Source organism: Coprococcus sp. AF19-8AC (genome assembly GCF_003603115.1).
In the GTDB taxonomy this organism is placed as follows: Bacteria; Bacillota; Clostridia; order Lachnospirales; family Lachnospiraceae; genus Coprococcus; species Coprococcus aceti.
Map to the genome: position 1 here is coordinate 29,890 of NZ_QTMI01000004.1, position 16,199 is coordinate 46,088.

Sequence of the window (16,199 nt, forward strand, 5' to 3'; positions counted from 1 at the left end):
TCATTCCTCACTTATCTCTATATCAAACTTTGCAGCTCTCTTCGCTATCTGTTCAGCCTGTTCTCGCAGCTCCTCAAGATGCGCCCTCTCCTCCGCAAGCTTCCTGCCGGTGCTCTCGAGAGTCTCCCTCATCTTCTGTGTTGCCTTATCGCCGCGGTCATCGACCTTCTTCTGTGCATCATCGTACTTTTTCTTGGCGCTGTCACATGCCTTAACAGCCTTCTCCATATCCCCCCTGACCTTCCTGTAGTCAGTCCTGATATTCTTTATATCCTCAGCTTTGCGGTTGTAATTTTCCGCCTCGCCCCTATAGATCCTGGAGTATGAATTGCCTGAATACTTGCTGTCAAATGCACATATGCCCTTAAAATCACAGTATTTGCACGCATTTGCCTTGCCCTCATTGACCGGATTTATCTCGATGCTTCCCTCAGCTATACTGCCGGCAAGCCTCTCTATGTTCCTGCGGTTCGCCTCCATGAGATCTGTTATAAGAGTCTCCTCAAGGCTCTGTCCGTTCTTGAGTGTCGCTGAGCTGTTGTCCATGACCTTCAGCGCCCTGTTATCTCCATTGTACAGGCCTGAATATCTGGACTCCTCAAGTATCTTCTTCTCGAAGGTGTCCACAAGCACTCCCCCGAACACCTCGTCATCGGCCGCAAATCCCATGCCGTCATCGGTGTATCTGATCTTATCTCCCATTGCCGTCACGTCACATGCCGGATTGTCAAAGGTATAATACAGAAGTCCGCCCACATGTATACCACCAGGTCTTCCAAGCTGTGCCATCCTGCGCTTTTCAAGCTCGCAGGCTATGGCGCCGTATGTCACGAGCTGCATCTGGAGTCCTCCGAGCACCTTGTCTATATCCAGCTTCTTATCAGATGACTTGTAATCTATGATCTTGAAATAAGCATCCCTGTCATCCGTAAATTCATCTATTCTGTCTATAACTCCCTTGAGGCTCATCGTGAGTCCATTTGGAAGATTGAATATATATCTGTCTATGTTGTCTGCATTTTCCGATGTGTTGAAGCGCCGCTCAAAATTCTCCGGGTCCATCTCCCCACATCTGATAAATGTGCGGAGCGTCCTGGCTGTCCTCGACGCAACATCCGCCAGAAGCTTTTTCATGTATGCCGCTCTTGAAGAATCCTCAAAGTACAGCCCGGCTTCATCCTCCGCAGATTCATTTGCAAATTCCACCGCCTTCTGTTCCAGCTCCGCCTCGTCCAGATGTACCCAGTCGTTGTCCCTGAACATCCTGACAAATGAGAATATCTTCTCCATGGTGCTGTGAAGTATATTACCAACATTTGCAGCGCCTATCCTGTATGTCTCCCTCTCTCTGAGCGAAAGTCCGTATGTCAGGAAATACTTGAACTGGCACTCAGCATACCGCTCAAGCTTGGACACACTCTCCACCAGATTCTCTCCATATATAAGGCGTACAGTATCTGGAGACAGATTTTTTGACGAGTTAACATAATTCTGCCCGAAGTTAATCGATCTGAGCTGTCTGCCATATCCCATCTTCGAAAGCAGTTTTCTGACAGCGTCCAGCGTCTCCCCGGCCTCAGCGTCATCAGAATGTCTGATGATGTATCTGAGCGCTCCCGCCGCAGTCTCCGGCATCTGACCGTCCACATCATACTCCTCCGTCCGTATATCCGGGAATATATTCTTTATCCTGTCTATCAGGTATGACGGCTTCATGGACTTGAGATCCTCTCCGATCTTTCGGCACAGCACATAGATCATATCCGACGCCTTGGTGAGTGTGGTGTATATATAGAACTGTTCTATATACGCATTTGTCTTATCTGATGGGGCCAGCTCTATACCGTAGTCCTCAAGGCTCTGGCGGTCTGCACCGGAGAGTATCCTGCCCTTCTTGGCCGGTTTCGGAATTATGCCTTCGTTCACTCCCGCCATGAACAGCACCTTTATATGGTTGAGCCTTGATCTCGTCATATCGCCGACCACCACGCGGTCTATAGTCGGAGGCACTATACCGATCTCCATATCCGCTATGCCTGCATCCAGGATTCCCGCATATTCTTTTACGGTAAGCTTCTCATCGCCGATTATAGCCTCCATCTTCTCAAACAGGGCAACAACCTTGTCAAATATCCTTCCGTATGCATCTCCCTCATCCCATCTCTCCTGCTCATACAGCACTTTCTTATGAGCCTCAAGCTTACCACACACATCAAGCTGCGCAAGGAAGCTGTAAAGAGATTCCGTATATGTTCTCACTGTGTTCTTGGAGCCAGGGCTTGCCGGCTTCCACACATCGATACATTTGTCCGAGAAAAGCTCCATGATCTGGGCTCTTATAGACTCCATGTCTGCCGCATAGTCAGGATTCCTGTCATCGGTTATCTCCTTCGTCCAGCTCCTGTAACCCCTGAGATTCCTGAGAAGCACATAGTTCTCCATCCTCTCAATGTCGTCCTGATCCACACCGGTCATTCCTGACTTTAACAGCCTGAACACGCTGTCAAATGAGAAGTTGTCCGTCATTACACCGAGGAAAGCCCTTATGGTGTCTGAGCACGGATCTCCCTTAAGAGATATATTTGCATCTATGAACACAGGGATATCGTATTCCTCCATCGCCTGACGGTAATACCTTGCCACATCCTGCAGATCACCCGCAACCACGGCTATATCCTTATAACGGTATCCCTTGTCCCTGACAAGCTCTCGTATTCTTCCCGCTATATACTCAGCCTCGTCTGCCGCCCTGTCCACAGCGACCACATGTATGTCTCCGTCATCGCCTGTGACTCTGCCATGGGGGTATCTGAACAGATTGGCCTCAAGTCCGGCAAGCTCCTTGCTTTTCTCGAATCTGTACGGTCTGCGATCCTGACACATAACGACATTATCCAGTATGTCCACCTGCTCATCACCCGCCATTCTCACAAGCGCCTGCACAGTCTCCTTGGTGAGTCTGAACAGCTCGTACTCCTTCGGCTTTGTGAAGCCTATCTGCGACGCATCTATCGTAAATACAAATATCATGCTCTCAACGCGTGTCATGAGCTTCCTGATAAGATCCATCTGTACCGGTGTAAATCCTGTGAATCCGTCAAGATACAGATGGCTGTGTGCCAGCATATCCGACCTGTCCACGCATTCAGCCAGCAATTCAATGAGCTGCTCCGCAACTATATAGCTGCCATCCCTGTTGTACTCCTCAAATCTCTTATATATAAGCCTGATGTCATGCATTTTTCTGTATACCAGACTGTCCTTATCCAGCTTGTCCATGACTGCGTCGATCGAATCCCTGTCAACCGCATACTGAAACAGCTCAGACATCATGGATTTCATCTCATCTATAAAACCCATCTTGTTGATATAGCTTCCATACACAAGGAGCTCGTCCTGTGACTCCATAAGTATCTTCTTGATGAGCATGCTCTTTCCAAAGTCCTCAAGAACCCTTCCCGGATTCACTGACAGCTCATCGAATACCCGGTACGCAAGCCTGTTGAAGCCTATGGCATCTATGTTCATTGTTCCATGCCTCGGATGCATGGTCACTATATCTCTCTGCGCCTCCATGGAGAACTGCTCTGGAACCACGTACAAATAATTCAGGTCTCCGTGAGCCATCGACTCCTCTATCAGCTTCTTTATCACATATTCTGTTTTTCCTGAACCGGCGGGTCCCAGTACAAACTGTATTGCCATCTGTATTCTCCTTACACCTCAATATACTGTTATCTATGCTGTTTTTTCATCTGCTAATAATTTTCTCATAAAATCGCTCTCTTGTGAATAAAATATATAAAAAACAGGGAGAGCAAATAATGTCATCAACTAAACTTATCGTATTAAAATCAAAAGAACTCATATACACCGCCATACTGCTGGCACTTGTGATCGTATTTGTCATTATACTTATCACCATGTTCCGCGGCAAAGATTCGGATGACACCAGTGGTTCAGCCAGGAGCATCGCAACCTCAGCCCAGACTGATCCGTCTCCTAAGCTCGACGAGATACATTACACACCGGGGACATACTCATCTTCCCTTGTTCTGGGAGAAAACACTCTGTCCGTCATGGTCACTGTGGATGAGGACTACATCACAGATGTGTCATTCAAACAGGTGGATGAGACTGTGACCACCATGTACCCACTTCTTGAAACGGCACTCGAGGATATCAATACTCAGCTTCACTACATATCTTCCGTGGACGATATAACACCTTCCGGAGACAGCACATACACTACCAGACTTATCATAGATTCCATACGAAACGCCCTGAAGGATGCCGTGATCAACTAGCTGTCACGGTGCTTTCCGCCAAAACAAAAGGACATATGACCGTATATATTTTGCATTATATACTGTCATATGTCCTTTATTTATCTCACCGTTTTATCCGTTCGTTACTGCTTTGCAACTATGTTGTCCTTATCCTTGAAAATACTGCCTCCCGGCACATATCCCCTGACTCTTGATACAGGATAGATGTTGCTGAATCTTCCTATAACTGTTCCAGGATTGAGGACGCTATTGCAGCCAACCTCAACATTATCTCCGAGCATTGCGCCAAACTTCTTAAGTCCTGTTGCTATGTCAAAGTTCTGTCCATTCACCTTTCCCTTAACGTGAACCAGAGTCTTGTCCGACTTCACATTGGATGTGATGCTTCCAGCCCCCATATGTGACTTGAAACCGAGAACTGAATCTCCAACATAGTTGTAATGAGGGACCTGAACATTGTTGAATATGATGACATTCTTAAGCTCTGTGGAATTACCTATAACACAGTTCTCTCCAACCAGTACGCTTCCTCTGATGAATGCCCCCGGGCGGACCTCTGTGCCTGCACCTATGATGGTCGGTCCAAGGATGGTCGCTGTTCCATACACCTTACAGCTCTTATGGATCCACACATGCTCATCCACCTCTTTGTATTCATCTTTATCCAGGCTCTTTCCAAGCTCAAGCACGAAACCCTTGATGAGTGGAAGTGCCTCCCATGGATAGGTAAGCTTCTCAAGAAGTGGCTTTGCCATGGTCTGATCCAGGCTGTAGAGCTCCTTTATTGTTACAACTGACTGTATATCTTCCATAATAATAGTCTCCTTTTCTATCACATACACATATAATACATACTATGTTATACACCTTTGTATACATATGTTCAATCACTGAGTATCTGCATTCTTCTCTGACTTTGAGCTTGTTCTGGCGGGAGCCTTGGCATCCTTATTCTGGGCACCTCCGCCCTTGGCGTAGAACACCTTCGTTTTGTCGAATACCCCTGTTATTCCATTCTGGTTCTGTATCTGCTTCACAAGGTTTGTGTATTTGGTGACAAATGTAGTCATCTTATCCGTGTATTCCTGCTTGGATATCTGACCTTCAGCGACACCCTCAAGCCCCTTTTCCCAGCTCGCCGTCAGGTCCGCTCTCAGCAGACCGTTGATGGAATAATATACTATATCGTATATTATCTCCCCAAGGAATGTCGGGGTCACTATCTGTGTCTTCTTGTTCAGCGATATATATTTGTTCTTCTCCAGTTTGGTGATGATCCCGTCTCTTGTGGCACTTGTTCCGATTCCAGCTCCCTTGATCTGCTCTCTGAGCGCCTCATCCTCTATGAACTGTCCGGCATTCTCCATGGTCAGGATCAGTGATCCTGAGTTGTATCTCTTAGGCGGGGATGTCTCGCCCTCCTTTATGTCGATTCCCTGGACGCTCAGCTTGTCACCCTTCTTTATCTTCGCAAGCCTTGCTATGAATTCAGGGCTGTACTTCACGTCATCCTTCTTCTTGGAAAAGCTGTTGGCAACCACCTTGAGGTAACCATCGTTTATCAAATATTTGAAGTTGGCAAATAGCTTCTCTCCATTCTTGGAGAGTGTCATTGCAACCTTCTGGTACTCTGCAGCAGGGTAAAATATGCTGAGGAATCTTCTGCATATGATCTCATATACCTTGAGAGCTGTAGGTGCCAGACTTCTAAGTGCTCCAAAGCCCTGTCCGGTAGGTATGATGGCGTAGTGGTCGGTGATCTGCTTATCGTTCACATATTTCGTCTTTGCGATTCCCTTATATGTGCCGCTCTCCATGGCCCCCTGTGCAAATTCTGCCACAGGCTGGAAATTCTTAAGTCCCGATATGTTCCGTCCTATCTCCTTTGCCACGGCCGTTGACAGCACTCTGGCATCTGTTCTCGGATAGGTTACCAGCTTCTTCTCGTAGAGCTCCTGGACTATCTTGAGGGTATCGGACGGACTGATCTTGAAAAGTGATGAACAGTCATTCTGAAGCTCCGCCAGATTGTACAGCATCGGAGGCTGTTTCTTCTCTTTCTTGCGCTCCACAGCCTGGGCCACAGCCTCGGGCTCCCCTGCCTTCAGCTCCGCCAGAAGCTGCTCCGCTGCGGGTCTCTCTTTAAATCCATTCTCCTTATACAGAAGAGGCGACTCGAAATACTTTGTGCCCTTCACTGCCTTCCATTCTGCATCAAATGTCTGTCCTTCCTCGCCCACATTTGCAACGAGTCTGTAGAACGGAGTCTTTACAAACTCCCTGATCTCACGCTCTCTCTTCACTATTATACCGAGGACACAGGTCATGACACGGCCCACGGCTATGACACATCTGTCCATGCCGAGATACCTCTGGACTACATTTGAAAACTTCAGCGACAGCGCCCTTGAAAAGTTGATACCCATAAGGTAGTCCTCCTGGGCCCTAAGGTACGCTGCGTCGCTGAGACTGTCGTACTCTGAGAGTGGCTTCGCCTCACGGATTCCCCTGAGGATCTCCTCCTCGGTCTGTGAATCGATCCACACACGGCGTTTCTCCTTGCCGGTTACGTGAGCCATGGAATCCACAAGCCTGTATATGTATTCTCCCTCTCGTCCTGAATCCGTTGCCACATAGATACAGCCTATGTCATCGCGGGTAAGCAATCCCGCAACGATATTGAACTGTTTCTTTGTGTCAGGAAGAACTTCATATTTGTATTCAGTTGGAATAAATGGAATAGTTGAAAGGCTCCACTTCTTAAGATTCGGATCGTAGACCTCCGGGTAGCTCATGGTGACCAGATGTCCGACACACCATGTGACAACCGCTGTATCCGACTCCAGGTAACCATTTCCCGCATTGCCCTTCACCCCCAGCACGTCGGCAAACTGCCTCGCCACGCTGGGCTTCTCTGCTATATATAAATTCTTCAAATTATGCTCCTATTCTTTCAGCATCCGCCACACACATGATCCTGTTTATGCCGTGGCCGGTGCAAAAATACATCACAACACATCTGTATATAATAGCAGAATTTGAAGTAAGGGGCAAGCTCTCGCATGTGCGCGCTTGACGGGATTTTAACGCGCAAAAGCACCCCGCCTGCGACATGCGCAGACAGGATGCCTCCAAGCTATTTTATATAGAATTTAGTAGGATTAGCAAACTCAATCTATGTTTTACTGCTCGAATAACAGCTGCTCGTATGTTGGGAATGGCCAAGCTGTCTTTGGAAGTTCCTTCTCAAGCTCATCAGCTGGCTTTCTCACTGTGTCAAATGCTGCAAATACTGTGTTGTGGAAGTACTTAGCCCAAGCCTCTGTATCTCCCTCGTAATCTGCTGCCTTTGCAACCAGCTCCTCAAGGACTACTGTAGCGCTCTTGAGCTCTGTAAGCTTCTCTGAGATGGTGTTCAGAAGTGATACCTGAACTGTAGGATCAATTCCGAGAGCCTTGATCTCAGCTGCGCCCTTTGCAAGCTCTGCCTGATATTCCATAACTGCAGGAATGATCTCCTCATTAGACATCTCTATCATAGTGAGTGCCTCGATGTTGATCTTCTTTGCATAGTTCTCAAGCATTACATCAGCTCTCGCCTCAAGCTCTGCCTTATCCATAACTCCAAGGTTCTCGAAGATCTTAACGCTCTTATCTGCTGCAAGATAAGGAACAGCATCAACCATGCACTTGATATTTGGAAGACCACGCTTTGCTGCCTCCTCAACCCACTCATCTGAGTAACCATTGCCATTGAAGATGATTCTCTGATGTGCTGTGAGTTCTCTTCTGATGAGTGCCTTGCAGGCTGTCTCGAAATCGTCAGCACCCTCAAGTTCATCTGTCATCTTCTTGATCTGATCTGCAACTATTGTATTAAGTACCATCATTGGGAATGCGATGGACTGTGTTGAACCAACCATTCTGAACTCGAACTTGTTACCTGTGAATGCAAATGGTGATGTTCTGTTTCTATCTGTGGCATCCATTGTAAATGTAGGAAGTGTTGATGCACCTGATACATATGTCTTGCCCTTTGGTGACTCTGTAGCCTCACCCTTCTCGATGATCTGCTCAACGATCGACTGGAGCTGCTCTCCAAGGAATGCTGAGATGATTGCTGGAGGTGCCTCATTTGCGCCAAGTCTGTGATCATTTCCTGCTGATGATGCTGAAAGTCTCAGGAGCTCAGCGTTGTTGTCTACTGCTGCAAGAACCGCTGCCAGGAAGAACTGGAACTGAAGATTTGTCTCAGGATGCTTGCCTGGATCGATGAGGTTCTCACCCTCATCTGTTGAGATTGACCAGTTATTGTGCTTACCTGAACCATTTACCCCGGCAAATGGCTTCTCATGAAGTACACACTCAAGGTCATGCTTTGCAGCAATCTTCTTCATGGTTGCCATAACCAGATGGTTCTGATCTGTGGCGATGTTGGTTGTCGAGAAGATTGGAGCAAGCTCATGCTGTGCAGGAGCGACCTCATTGTGCTGTGTCTTTGCAAGGATGCCGTACTTCCACAGCTCCTCGTTCAGCTCTGTCATGTATGATGCGATCTTATCCTTGATCGCTGCGAAATACTGATCATCAAGCTCCTGACCCTTTGGAGGCATTGCTCCGAAAAGTGTACGACCGCAGAGCTTAAGATCTGTTCTCTTTGCAAATTTCTTCTTATCTATCAGGAAGTACTCCTGCTCAGGACCAACTGATGAAGTAACCTTCTTGGCTGTTGTGTTGCCGAACATTGCAAGAGCCTTAAGGGCTTCCTTGCTGATGGCATCCATTGAACGGAGAAGAGGTGTCTTGTAGTCAAGTGACTCTCCTGTATATGATGTGAATGCTGCCGGGATACAGAGGATGCATGTTCCCTCATCTGTTGTCTTTACAAATGCTGGTGATGTACAATCCCATGCTGTATATCCTCTTGCAGCACATGTCTCACGAAGACCGCCTGAAGGGAATGATGAAGCATCCGGCTCTGACTTGATGAGCTCCTTGCCTGTGAACTGAAGGATAACGCCGCCATCACCGACTGTGCTTACGAATGAGTCGTGCTTCTCTGCTGTTGTCTCTGTAAGTGGCTGGAACCAATGTGTATAATGTGTTGCACCAAGCTCCATTGCCCATTCCTTCATGGCTGCTGCAACTGAATCTGCGATTGATGTATCGAGAGGCTCGCCCTTGTCAATAGTCGCCTTGAGTGACTTGTAAACTGCCTTTGGAAGTCTCTCTCTCATGACCTGATCTGAGAATACGTGTGAGCCAAATACGGCTGAAATTTTGTTCATCATAATTACTACTCCTTTTCCTGATTAAAATGAATCCTTAACGTATCCTCAAAAAAAGAGAAAGGTGTCCTCCTTATTGAGAACACCTTTGTCCATTTCGTATCATCTAATTGTTGAATATAAAATACTCCATATTCTTTCAAAAATCAACCCCTAATTTTAAAAAATTTATCAAACATATATTGCACTGTTCTCATCCACACAGTAGCACGCCAGCTTTCCGCCCCTGTATCTCTCCCCATTTCCGCAGTCGAGATCCATATAGTAAGGTGTCACGTAAACGTTGTAGGAATGATCTTCATTGAGTCTGTTCGTCGTCACATGTCCGCAGAACACATACCTGTCAAATGCTTTTTTATCTGAAAAAGGAACATTGTGGATATCAGGTGAGATGAGAAATCTGTATTCATCTCTTCTCACGGCATTCGTAATAGACTCGGTAATGTTGATCGTCCTGTCAGCATTTCTGACATACGAGCCACAATGAATGCCCGGATGGGTGACAACACAAACTCCGTACTTTGGCGAATGTATCTCTGTGTAATGTGGCAGATGAGCCAGATACCCGTGCAGCTTCATCTGTTCATCCACATTGAGCCTCTTGATATCTCTGACTGTTCCACCACCGCCGAATATGATCCACTGTCTCTCTGACATGCTTCCCTCTATGTACATCTGGGCAAACAGCTCATGATTACCCTTTATGAGCTGCATCGAACCATCCACAAGATAGTCCGACATAAACTCAAGAAGAGAAATTCCCTCATCGTTCCAGTCAAATATGTCTCCCATGACTATCATGTTGTCCACGGCTGGATCAAAGCTTATCTTTTTCAACATTTTTCTGAATGACATGACATCTCCGTGGATGTCGGATATGAGATATAGCATTTATTCTTCCTTTGATAATCGTTCTATCAGTCCAGCCTCTTAATAAGCTCCTCATATATCTCCTCCGCCACAGCAAGCTTGTACGCAAGCCTTGTCGGCTGAGGTGGAAGCTCCACATAATACTCTTCCACATCGCCATCTATGTCTATGGCAAAGTATACCTGTCCCGGAATCGAAGCGTCTGGATTTGCCGGATCCACATTTCCCATGGTTCCAGTCACGCCGATCCCTATATTCGCATTATACGCCTTTCTACACACCTGCGCCATTGAACCTGCAGTTTCCTTTGAATAGACTGTATACTTGTCTATAATCTCTGCGGGAACCCCCTGCATGATCTTCGCCTCATTGCAGTAGGTGATAAATGCACCTTTCAACACTGCAGAGGAACCTTCCGTGTCGGTGATGAGGGAAGCTATCTGCCCTGATGTGGCGGATTCCATGGTGGTGATGGTTAGGTGGCGGGAGATAAGAAGTTGTGTGAGATGCCGGTAATTCATTCTGATCTTATTCTCTATATTGCATTCATTCTCCATAAAGCGTCTATTCCCCTTCTTTTCCTTTTCACTTTTAGAATAGTAACTTTCCTCAAATACGTCAAGCGGGATGATATACTATTACTGAAGCATATCCAACCCCAATCCGGTATTGCATTTTGTTTTCCCAATATGGACATATGTATAAAAAAATTGCTTCTCCTTCAACTCTCTCGGACTGTTTTCAAATATAAGTGTAACAGATTCTTTTACTAGTTTTCTATAATACATTAAATTCCGAATCATCCCTTAGCAACAATCAATCATTATATCAAGGATTGCTAAAATATCTGATAATTCTTTTCTAAACTTTTTCCTGTATAATTCGATATCGCTATTATCTTTAATTTCTCCAATTAATTCAAATGAATTTTTCTCGTTGTAGCAGGCAATCACGCCCATATTTCCAGAAAGTTGAACTCTTGTACGTTTTCCCATTTTCTTCAAGCCTGAAATAAACTGAGGGGTCAAAATAGAATACGCAAGGTCATCCCCCGATGCATTAACCTCAAACCGGTCATCAAATACGCGATCTCCCGTTTTCAAGTAGCTTGATATATTGTTTTTTTCATCTATGTATACGGCCTTTCTATTTTGCCTCATTTTCCCAGAATTACTCTTGCCCATTATCTGTACAAATCCATTCACGCTTTTACTCAACGCCATTGTCATAAACTGTCCTGAAAACTCTGTAATAGTAGTTTTCAGGTTGTTTTCATTTGCAGTATAATCCTGACTTTCTGTTTTCAATTCAAGATCACTGTATGTAAATTCTACATTTCTGTATATTCCATGAATATAATCTGAACCTGTTGCTCTATTATAAGTTGGAAGAATACTGCATTTTTTTAAAAAAGATTCATCCACATAACCACTTGGCGAATAATCAATAACCTGAATTCTCTCCTCGAGAACCCCGAGCACAATATTCTGTCCTATAAACACCCTGAGGTCTTTCATTTTTTTATTACACAGTATAGCAAGTAAGAAGCCAATAAATATGCATACTACAGGCACCACTCTAAAAACAGTATCAATAATTGGACCATATATATCAAATATTACCCCCACAAACGGAAGGAGTATTCCCACTAACGACAAATACATGGGGATTTGTATTATTTTGATATTTCTTTGTTTTGCTTTTATTATACTCTGCATTTCTTCATCATTTTTATAATTAACTATCTGCTTATTCATATATACTCCTTGTTCCGTAATAATCAATGATGCAACTGGTAAACTTTTTCATTGACATTTACACATTGAAGCAGGATTTTTCATTGTGGCTGCCATCTTCTATGAAAAACATTCTAAATCCCAATATCATAACCGGAACCACCTCGTTCATATGCAGCAAAAGTGTCACTGCCGGCTTGATAAATCCCAGTTCCGCCAATATAGCATATATGATCAGAAATGCTTCTATCATATATATTCCAAGCACAAACGTTCCACGTCTGGCAGATACCTTCATAAGCCTTGCTGCAGACAGAATGACAGCGATTGACAAAATCACAAGCAATATGAACCACAATATACACAAACCTATTCCAGCCTGATGTTCAATTATCGTAATATTATATCTTGCTCCAAAAATCCTGTCTGGCATACTTCCAGCCTGATCCAGTTCATCCATAATCGAAGAACCTGAAATCTTATTCTTACTGGTAAATACATCATCACATCCGGCAAATATAAGTATAGCTCCACAAAGCAGTGATAACAGACAAGTCACAATATTCAACCTGTGCTGAACAGCCATGTATACAATAAACATAATCGTTTCTGCGCATACGATAGCAAATGTGAGATCATCTTTGGCCGTCACAAGTTTTACACTCACAACATTTGCAAGTTCGATAAGAAACCAGAACAAAACTCCACTCCAACTTTTCTTTACAAGGTCAACGCCCTTTACCATAACCACAAAAGCTAGTATCGTTATCACCACAGCATATATTTCGTCACTTCCCGAACCGAATAATCCCCAATGTCCTCCATCATCGAGTCCACTGTCGGTATGTATTGAAAACGTCACACTTGCCCAGCAGATAACGGCATACAGAAGCGTAAGCACAAACAATGCCGCCGCATCTCTAAATTTCTTTTTATCTGTAAAAAGCGATCCACAATAACGCACTGCGCCATATGTCTTATCACATATCTTCTCAAGTGGCAAAACAAAAAGTATCGCCCCTACAAGAATACATATAAGAATGTTCCTTATCTGGCTGACTGCACCTCCGCCGCCTATGTATCCAGCCAAAAATATATTCTCCGTTCTCGTCATTATTCCCCACATGGCCGCATAACATAAAGCTGATATCACAAATGCCGGTATTGCCGTTTTTAGAATCTTCTGATCGTATTTTTTCATCTTTCTCCGCCTCCATATATCAGTTTTTCTACTTGTAAATCATCCTTTTTTTTAAGGTTTAAAAAGGCTTAATAAGGTTAAATAAGGTCACCGTATACACTGCGACATTATAAGTTCCTGCCTTATCTCCTCATTTGGCACAAATGCAGAATTACTCTTTCTCTGATAAGCCAGATATCCAGGATGGATCAGGCAAGTGAGAACATCATCCTTATTCGCAAAACTTACTATGTCATTCTGAAATAATACCTTCAAATAATTCAGTATTATACCAATCTTTTCACAAGCTCCTCATAAATCTCCTCCGCCACAGCCAGCTTGTACGCAAGCCTTGTCGGCTGAGGTGGAAGCTCCACATAATATGCTTCCACATCGCCATCTATGTCTATGGCAAAGTATACCTGCCCCGGAACTGAAGCGTTCGGATTCGCCGGATCAACATTGCCCATTGTTCCAGTCACGCCGATCCCTATATTCGCATTATATGCCTTCCTACACGCCTTCGCCATGGCACCTGCAGTTTCCTTTGAGTATACTGTATACTCATCTATGATCTCCGCCGGAACTCCCTGCATGATCTTTGCCTCATTGCAGTAGGTGACAAATGCGCCCTTAAGCACTGCCGATGAGCCTTCCGTGTCTGTGATGAGGGATGCAATCTGCCCTGAGGTGGCAGATTCCATGGTGGTGATGGTGAGTTCTTTGGCAATAAATAACCTGGTAAGTTTTCTATAGTTCTCTCTTATATCGTTTTCGCTGTACTGTTTGTACTCATTCACTTTATTATCAATCATAGATTAACGCCACCTTATTAGTTGAATATTTACAGTCTATCTAACATATCAGTGACAGTAATCTCCGCCACAAGTCTTTAGGCCTTTTATCCCGCCAAAATAAGCACTTTCTTGCCCTCAAATGCAAATCCGTAATGTACAATATGGTCTTTGTCTATCCCCTCATCCACAAGCTCTGTATCATATTCTTTCTCATTTATCTGAGTCAAAGCTGCAAGTGCTGTATCCTGAAGTGTATGTTCGTCTTCCTAGTTTTCATCCTCATCACTATCATCATCTGTATGGTCCAAATCATCAAAATCATCAAGATCCATACATTCATCATTATATTTCGCTTCCATAATCTTAAAGATCTGCTCACGTTCCTCGTTTCTGATCTTCATAAGTCTACTATATAGCTCACTATAGTTTACCGGTTCTCCCTTTTCCTTTTTCTCATCCATAAGCTTATCAGCTTTTTCTACAAAATCAAGAAAGTCGTGAAGTTCCTCTTCACCCTCATCTTTACCGTCAGGAATCACCAGTGCTTTGTGTGCCATGTCTACTTTTATATCTGTCAGCCTTGTCATTTTCACTAGAGCATTAAGCTGTTCCTGAAGGCTGAGTATCTGAATCTCCAATACTTTTCTATCATACCCGCTATCGATTATCTCCTGATCAGTATTTATGAACCTGCACTTCAGATCCGGCTGTGGCTTAATGGGAATGATCAATAGTCTGACAGCTATAAACACTGCTATCATACTACCCATGTCAAATAATGAATTACTGCTGAAACTGTTGTCCACAATTCCTGCCTTTGCACATATTCCAAATATCAGAAGTCCCAAAACACTTACATCTATCCATATCAGCATCCACATTCTTTTATGTGAATAACGTTCAACTATCTTCGAAGCACATGCCAGCAGAACGATAATAAATGCCAGCAATGCAATCATCCATATAACAACTGGCGAATTCAACGGTTCGCCCACAAACGAATAATCACCTGATACATTTCTGCGCAATCCGTTCTCGAATCTAACCAATACAGGAAGTACAACATAGCCATAAGCTATCCCCAGCATCACACTAATGATTATATAAATCAGCCATTCTACTATCAACTCGCTATTATATAATGCATATATAATAAGCACTTCCACAGCTGCACTGAACAGCACCATTAGAACCCATATGGCATATCCAGTCATCTGCCAGGCAGAAGATAATGAAGTTTCAAATAACATATCTGCTTTTGCACAAATCCGGTTTGCATATATGTATGTAATAACAACAAGATAAATTACCGATAGGATCAACCATACAATACCACTCTCAAAGAATTGCCTGCATATATAACATACTGCAAGACTCAACGCAATCACGCAAAATATGTACAAGCCTGCCCGACTAATCTTCGTATAAGGGATATAACAAAAAATGGCAATCAGCGAGGCAACCACAAGTATGGTAACTAAAAACACTCTTGATTGCCTAAGATTCGGATTTCTCTCTTTACAAATATAAAGATAAAATTTATACATGAGTTCCCACGGGATCAAAATAAATACCATGCCGATGAATAGCATCTGCCATTGATCCCTAATCCACCACGGCAGGAACTGCACATGTCCGGTTGCTTCAGCGTTAAAACTGGATACTCTCTTGAATATAATAAAGTCTTTTACCACAAATGCAGCCAAAAGCAGTACTATGATAGCTGCTGCTTTTATCTTGTAACTTCTGGATGTTATTGGCTGCTTCTTTTCTTTGTCATCTGTCTCTTCAAAAAGCCTAGTTGAGGCTTCGTCGTCCGGATCAACTTTTGTTTCATCTTTTGTCATTGAACTTGGAGTCCTGTTTAAAGTTTCGTTGTTTTTTTCTTTGGTGTTGTCCATTCTCCCTCTCCTTCTCGTTATTGAAATATTACTATTTCTAACTATATATCACCAGTGAACAAATTTCACCAACAAATTTTATTATTCTTCATCATTTATCTCTTCGTCATTTGCTTCTGCCATCTTCCTTTTCTCCTT

General features: G+C 44.1%; 12 protein-coding genes and 1 pseudogene. 1 reads left to right on the forward strand and 12 read right to left on the reverse strand.

The window, feature by feature from the left end; all coding sequences use genetic code 11:
* Nucleotides 1-3,705, reverse strand: a complete 3,705-nt coding sequence (locus DWX57_RS10570; RefSeq protein ID WP_120124090.1) for a PD-(D/E)XK nuclease family protein — start codon at nucleotides 3,703-3,705, stop codon at nucleotides 1-3.
* Between the two features lie 119 nt (nucleotides 3,706-3,824).
* On the opposite strand from DWX57_RS10570, the gene DWX57_RS10575 reads away from it, so the two are divergent.
* Entirely contained in the window at nucleotides 3,825-4,307 is a 483-nt protein-coding gene (locus DWX57_RS10575; protein ID WP_055146811.1) for a hypothetical protein, read from the forward strand.
* 104 nt (nucleotides 4,308-4,411) lie between these two features.
* Here the strand turns inward: DWX57_RS10575 and DWX57_RS10580 are convergent, their stop codons facing one another.
* The 11 genes and pseudogenes from DWX57_RS10580 to DWX57_RS10625 all read right to left on the reverse strand — a co-directional run bounded on the left by DWX57_RS10580 (nucleotide 4,412) and on the right by DWX57_RS10625 (nucleotide 16,061).
* A complete protein-coding gene (locus tag DWX57_RS10580; RefSeq protein WP_120124092.1) occupies nucleotides 4,412-5,101 on the reverse strand; it encodes a UDP-N-acetylglucosamine pyrophosphorylase in 690 nt (229 codons plus the stop codon).
* A 75-nt stretch (nucleotides 5,102-5,176) separates the two neighbouring features.
* The gene (locus DWX57_RS10585; protein ID WP_243106219.1) at nucleotides 5,177-7,225 is read right to left on the reverse strand and encodes a DNA topoisomerase; all 2,049 of its coding nucleotides are present in this window, start codon (nucleotides 7,223-7,225) and stop codon (nucleotides 5,177-5,179) included.
* 246 nt (nucleotides 7,226-7,471) lie between these two features.
* On the reverse strand, nucleotides 7,472-9,580 hold the full coding sequence (locus tag DWX57_RS10590) for a glutamine synthetase III family protein (protein ID WP_120124095.1): 2,109 nt from the start codon (nucleotides 9,578-9,580) through the stop codon (nucleotides 7,472-7,474).
* A gap of 168 nt (nucleotides 9,581-9,748) precedes the next feature.
* Nucleotides 9,749-10,432, reverse strand: coding sequence for a metallophosphoesterase (locus DWX57_RS10595; RefSeq protein WP_243106220.1), 684 nt, complete (start codon nucleotides 10,430-10,432; stop codon nucleotides 9,749-9,751).
* Between the two features lie 62 nt (nucleotides 10,433-10,494).
* Complete coding sequence (locus DWX57_RS10600; RefSeq protein WP_055146826.1) at nucleotides 10,495-11,004, reverse strand: CinA family protein; 510 nt, start codon at nucleotides 11,002-11,004, stop codon at nucleotides 10,495-10,497.
* Between the two features lie 249 nt (nucleotides 11,005-11,253).
* Nucleotides 11,254-12,204 (reverse strand): DUF3137 domain-containing protein, encoded by a 951-nt coding sequence (locus DWX57_RS10605; RefSeq protein WP_055146829.1) that lies wholly within the window; start codon nucleotides 12,202-12,204, stop codon nucleotides 11,254-11,256.
* A gap of 58 nt (nucleotides 12,205-12,262) precedes the next feature.
* On the reverse strand, nucleotides 12,263-13,384 hold the full coding sequence (locus DWX57_RS10610; RefSeq protein WP_118018070.1) for a hypothetical protein: 1,122 nt from the start codon (nucleotides 13,382-13,384) through the stop codon (nucleotides 12,263-12,265).
* A gap of 108 nt (nucleotides 13,385-13,492) precedes the next feature.
* Nucleotides 13,493-13,627 (reverse strand): annotated as a pseudogene (locus DWX57_RS14735) (AAA family ATPase); the annotation flags it as partial.
* Nucleotides 13,628-13,650: 23 nt separating this feature from the next.
* Nucleotides 13,651-14,178, reverse strand: a complete 528-nt coding sequence (locus DWX57_RS10620) for a CinA family protein (protein WP_207666519.1) — start codon at nucleotides 14,176-14,178, stop codon at nucleotides 13,651-13,653.
* An 86-nt stretch (nucleotides 14,179-14,264) separates the two neighbouring features.
* On the reverse strand, nucleotides 14,265-14,387 hold the full coding sequence (locus DWX57_RS14560; RefSeq protein ID WP_278321131.1) for a hypothetical protein: 123 nt from the start codon (nucleotides 14,385-14,387) through the stop codon (nucleotides 14,265-14,267).
* Nucleotides 14,388-14,426: 39 nt separating this feature from the next.
* Nucleotides 14,427-16,061 carry a hypothetical protein gene (locus tag DWX57_RS10625; protein ID WP_120124099.1) on the reverse strand — a complete coding sequence of 545 codons (1,635 nt, stop codon included), beginning with the start codon at nucleotides 16,059-16,061 and terminating at the stop codon, nucleotides 14,427-14,429.
* Nucleotides 16,062-16,199 lie beyond the last annotated feature (138 nt).

Bases quoted from the DNA above. Each gene is read 5' to 3' on its own strand.
- DWX57_RS10570 (WP_120124090.1), bottom strand. From the start codon at position 3,705: ATGGCAATACAGTTTGTACTGGGACCCGCCGGTTCAGGAAAAACAGAA.
- DWX57_RS10575 (WP_055146811.1), top strand. From the start codon at position 3,825: ATGTCATCAACTAAACTTATCGTATTAAAATCAAAAGAACTCATATAC.
- DWX57_RS10580 (WP_120124092.1), bottom strand. From the start codon at position 5,101: ATGGAAGATATACAGTCAGTTGTAACAATAAAGGAGCTCTACAGCCTG.
- DWX57_RS10590 (WP_120124095.1), bottom strand. From the start codon at position 9,580: ATGATGAACAAAATTTCAGCCGTATTTGGCTCACACGTATTCTCAGAT.
- DWX57_RS10595 (WP_243106220.1), bottom strand. From the start codon at position 10,432: ATGTCATTCAGAAAAATGTTGAAAAAGATAAGCTTTGATCCAGCCGTG.
- DWX57_RS10600 (WP_055146826.1), bottom strand. From the start codon at position 11,004: ATGGAGAATGAATGCAATATAGAGAATAAGATCAGAATGAATTACCGG.
- DWX57_RS10605 (WP_055146829.1), bottom strand. From the start codon at position 12,204: ATGAATAAGCAGATAGTTAATTATAAAAATGATGAAGAAATGCAGAGT.
- DWX57_RS10610 (WP_118018070.1), bottom strand. From the start codon at position 13,384: ATGAAAAAATACGATCAGAAGATTCTAAAAACGGCAATACCGGCATTT.
- DWX57_RS10620 (WP_207666519.1), bottom strand. From the start codon at position 14,178: ATGATTGATAATAAAGTGAATGAGTACAAACAGTACAGCGAAAACGAT.
- DWX57_RS10625 (WP_120124099.1), bottom strand. From the start codon at position 16,061: ATGGACAACACCAAAGAAAAAAACAACGAAACTTTAAACAGGACTCCA.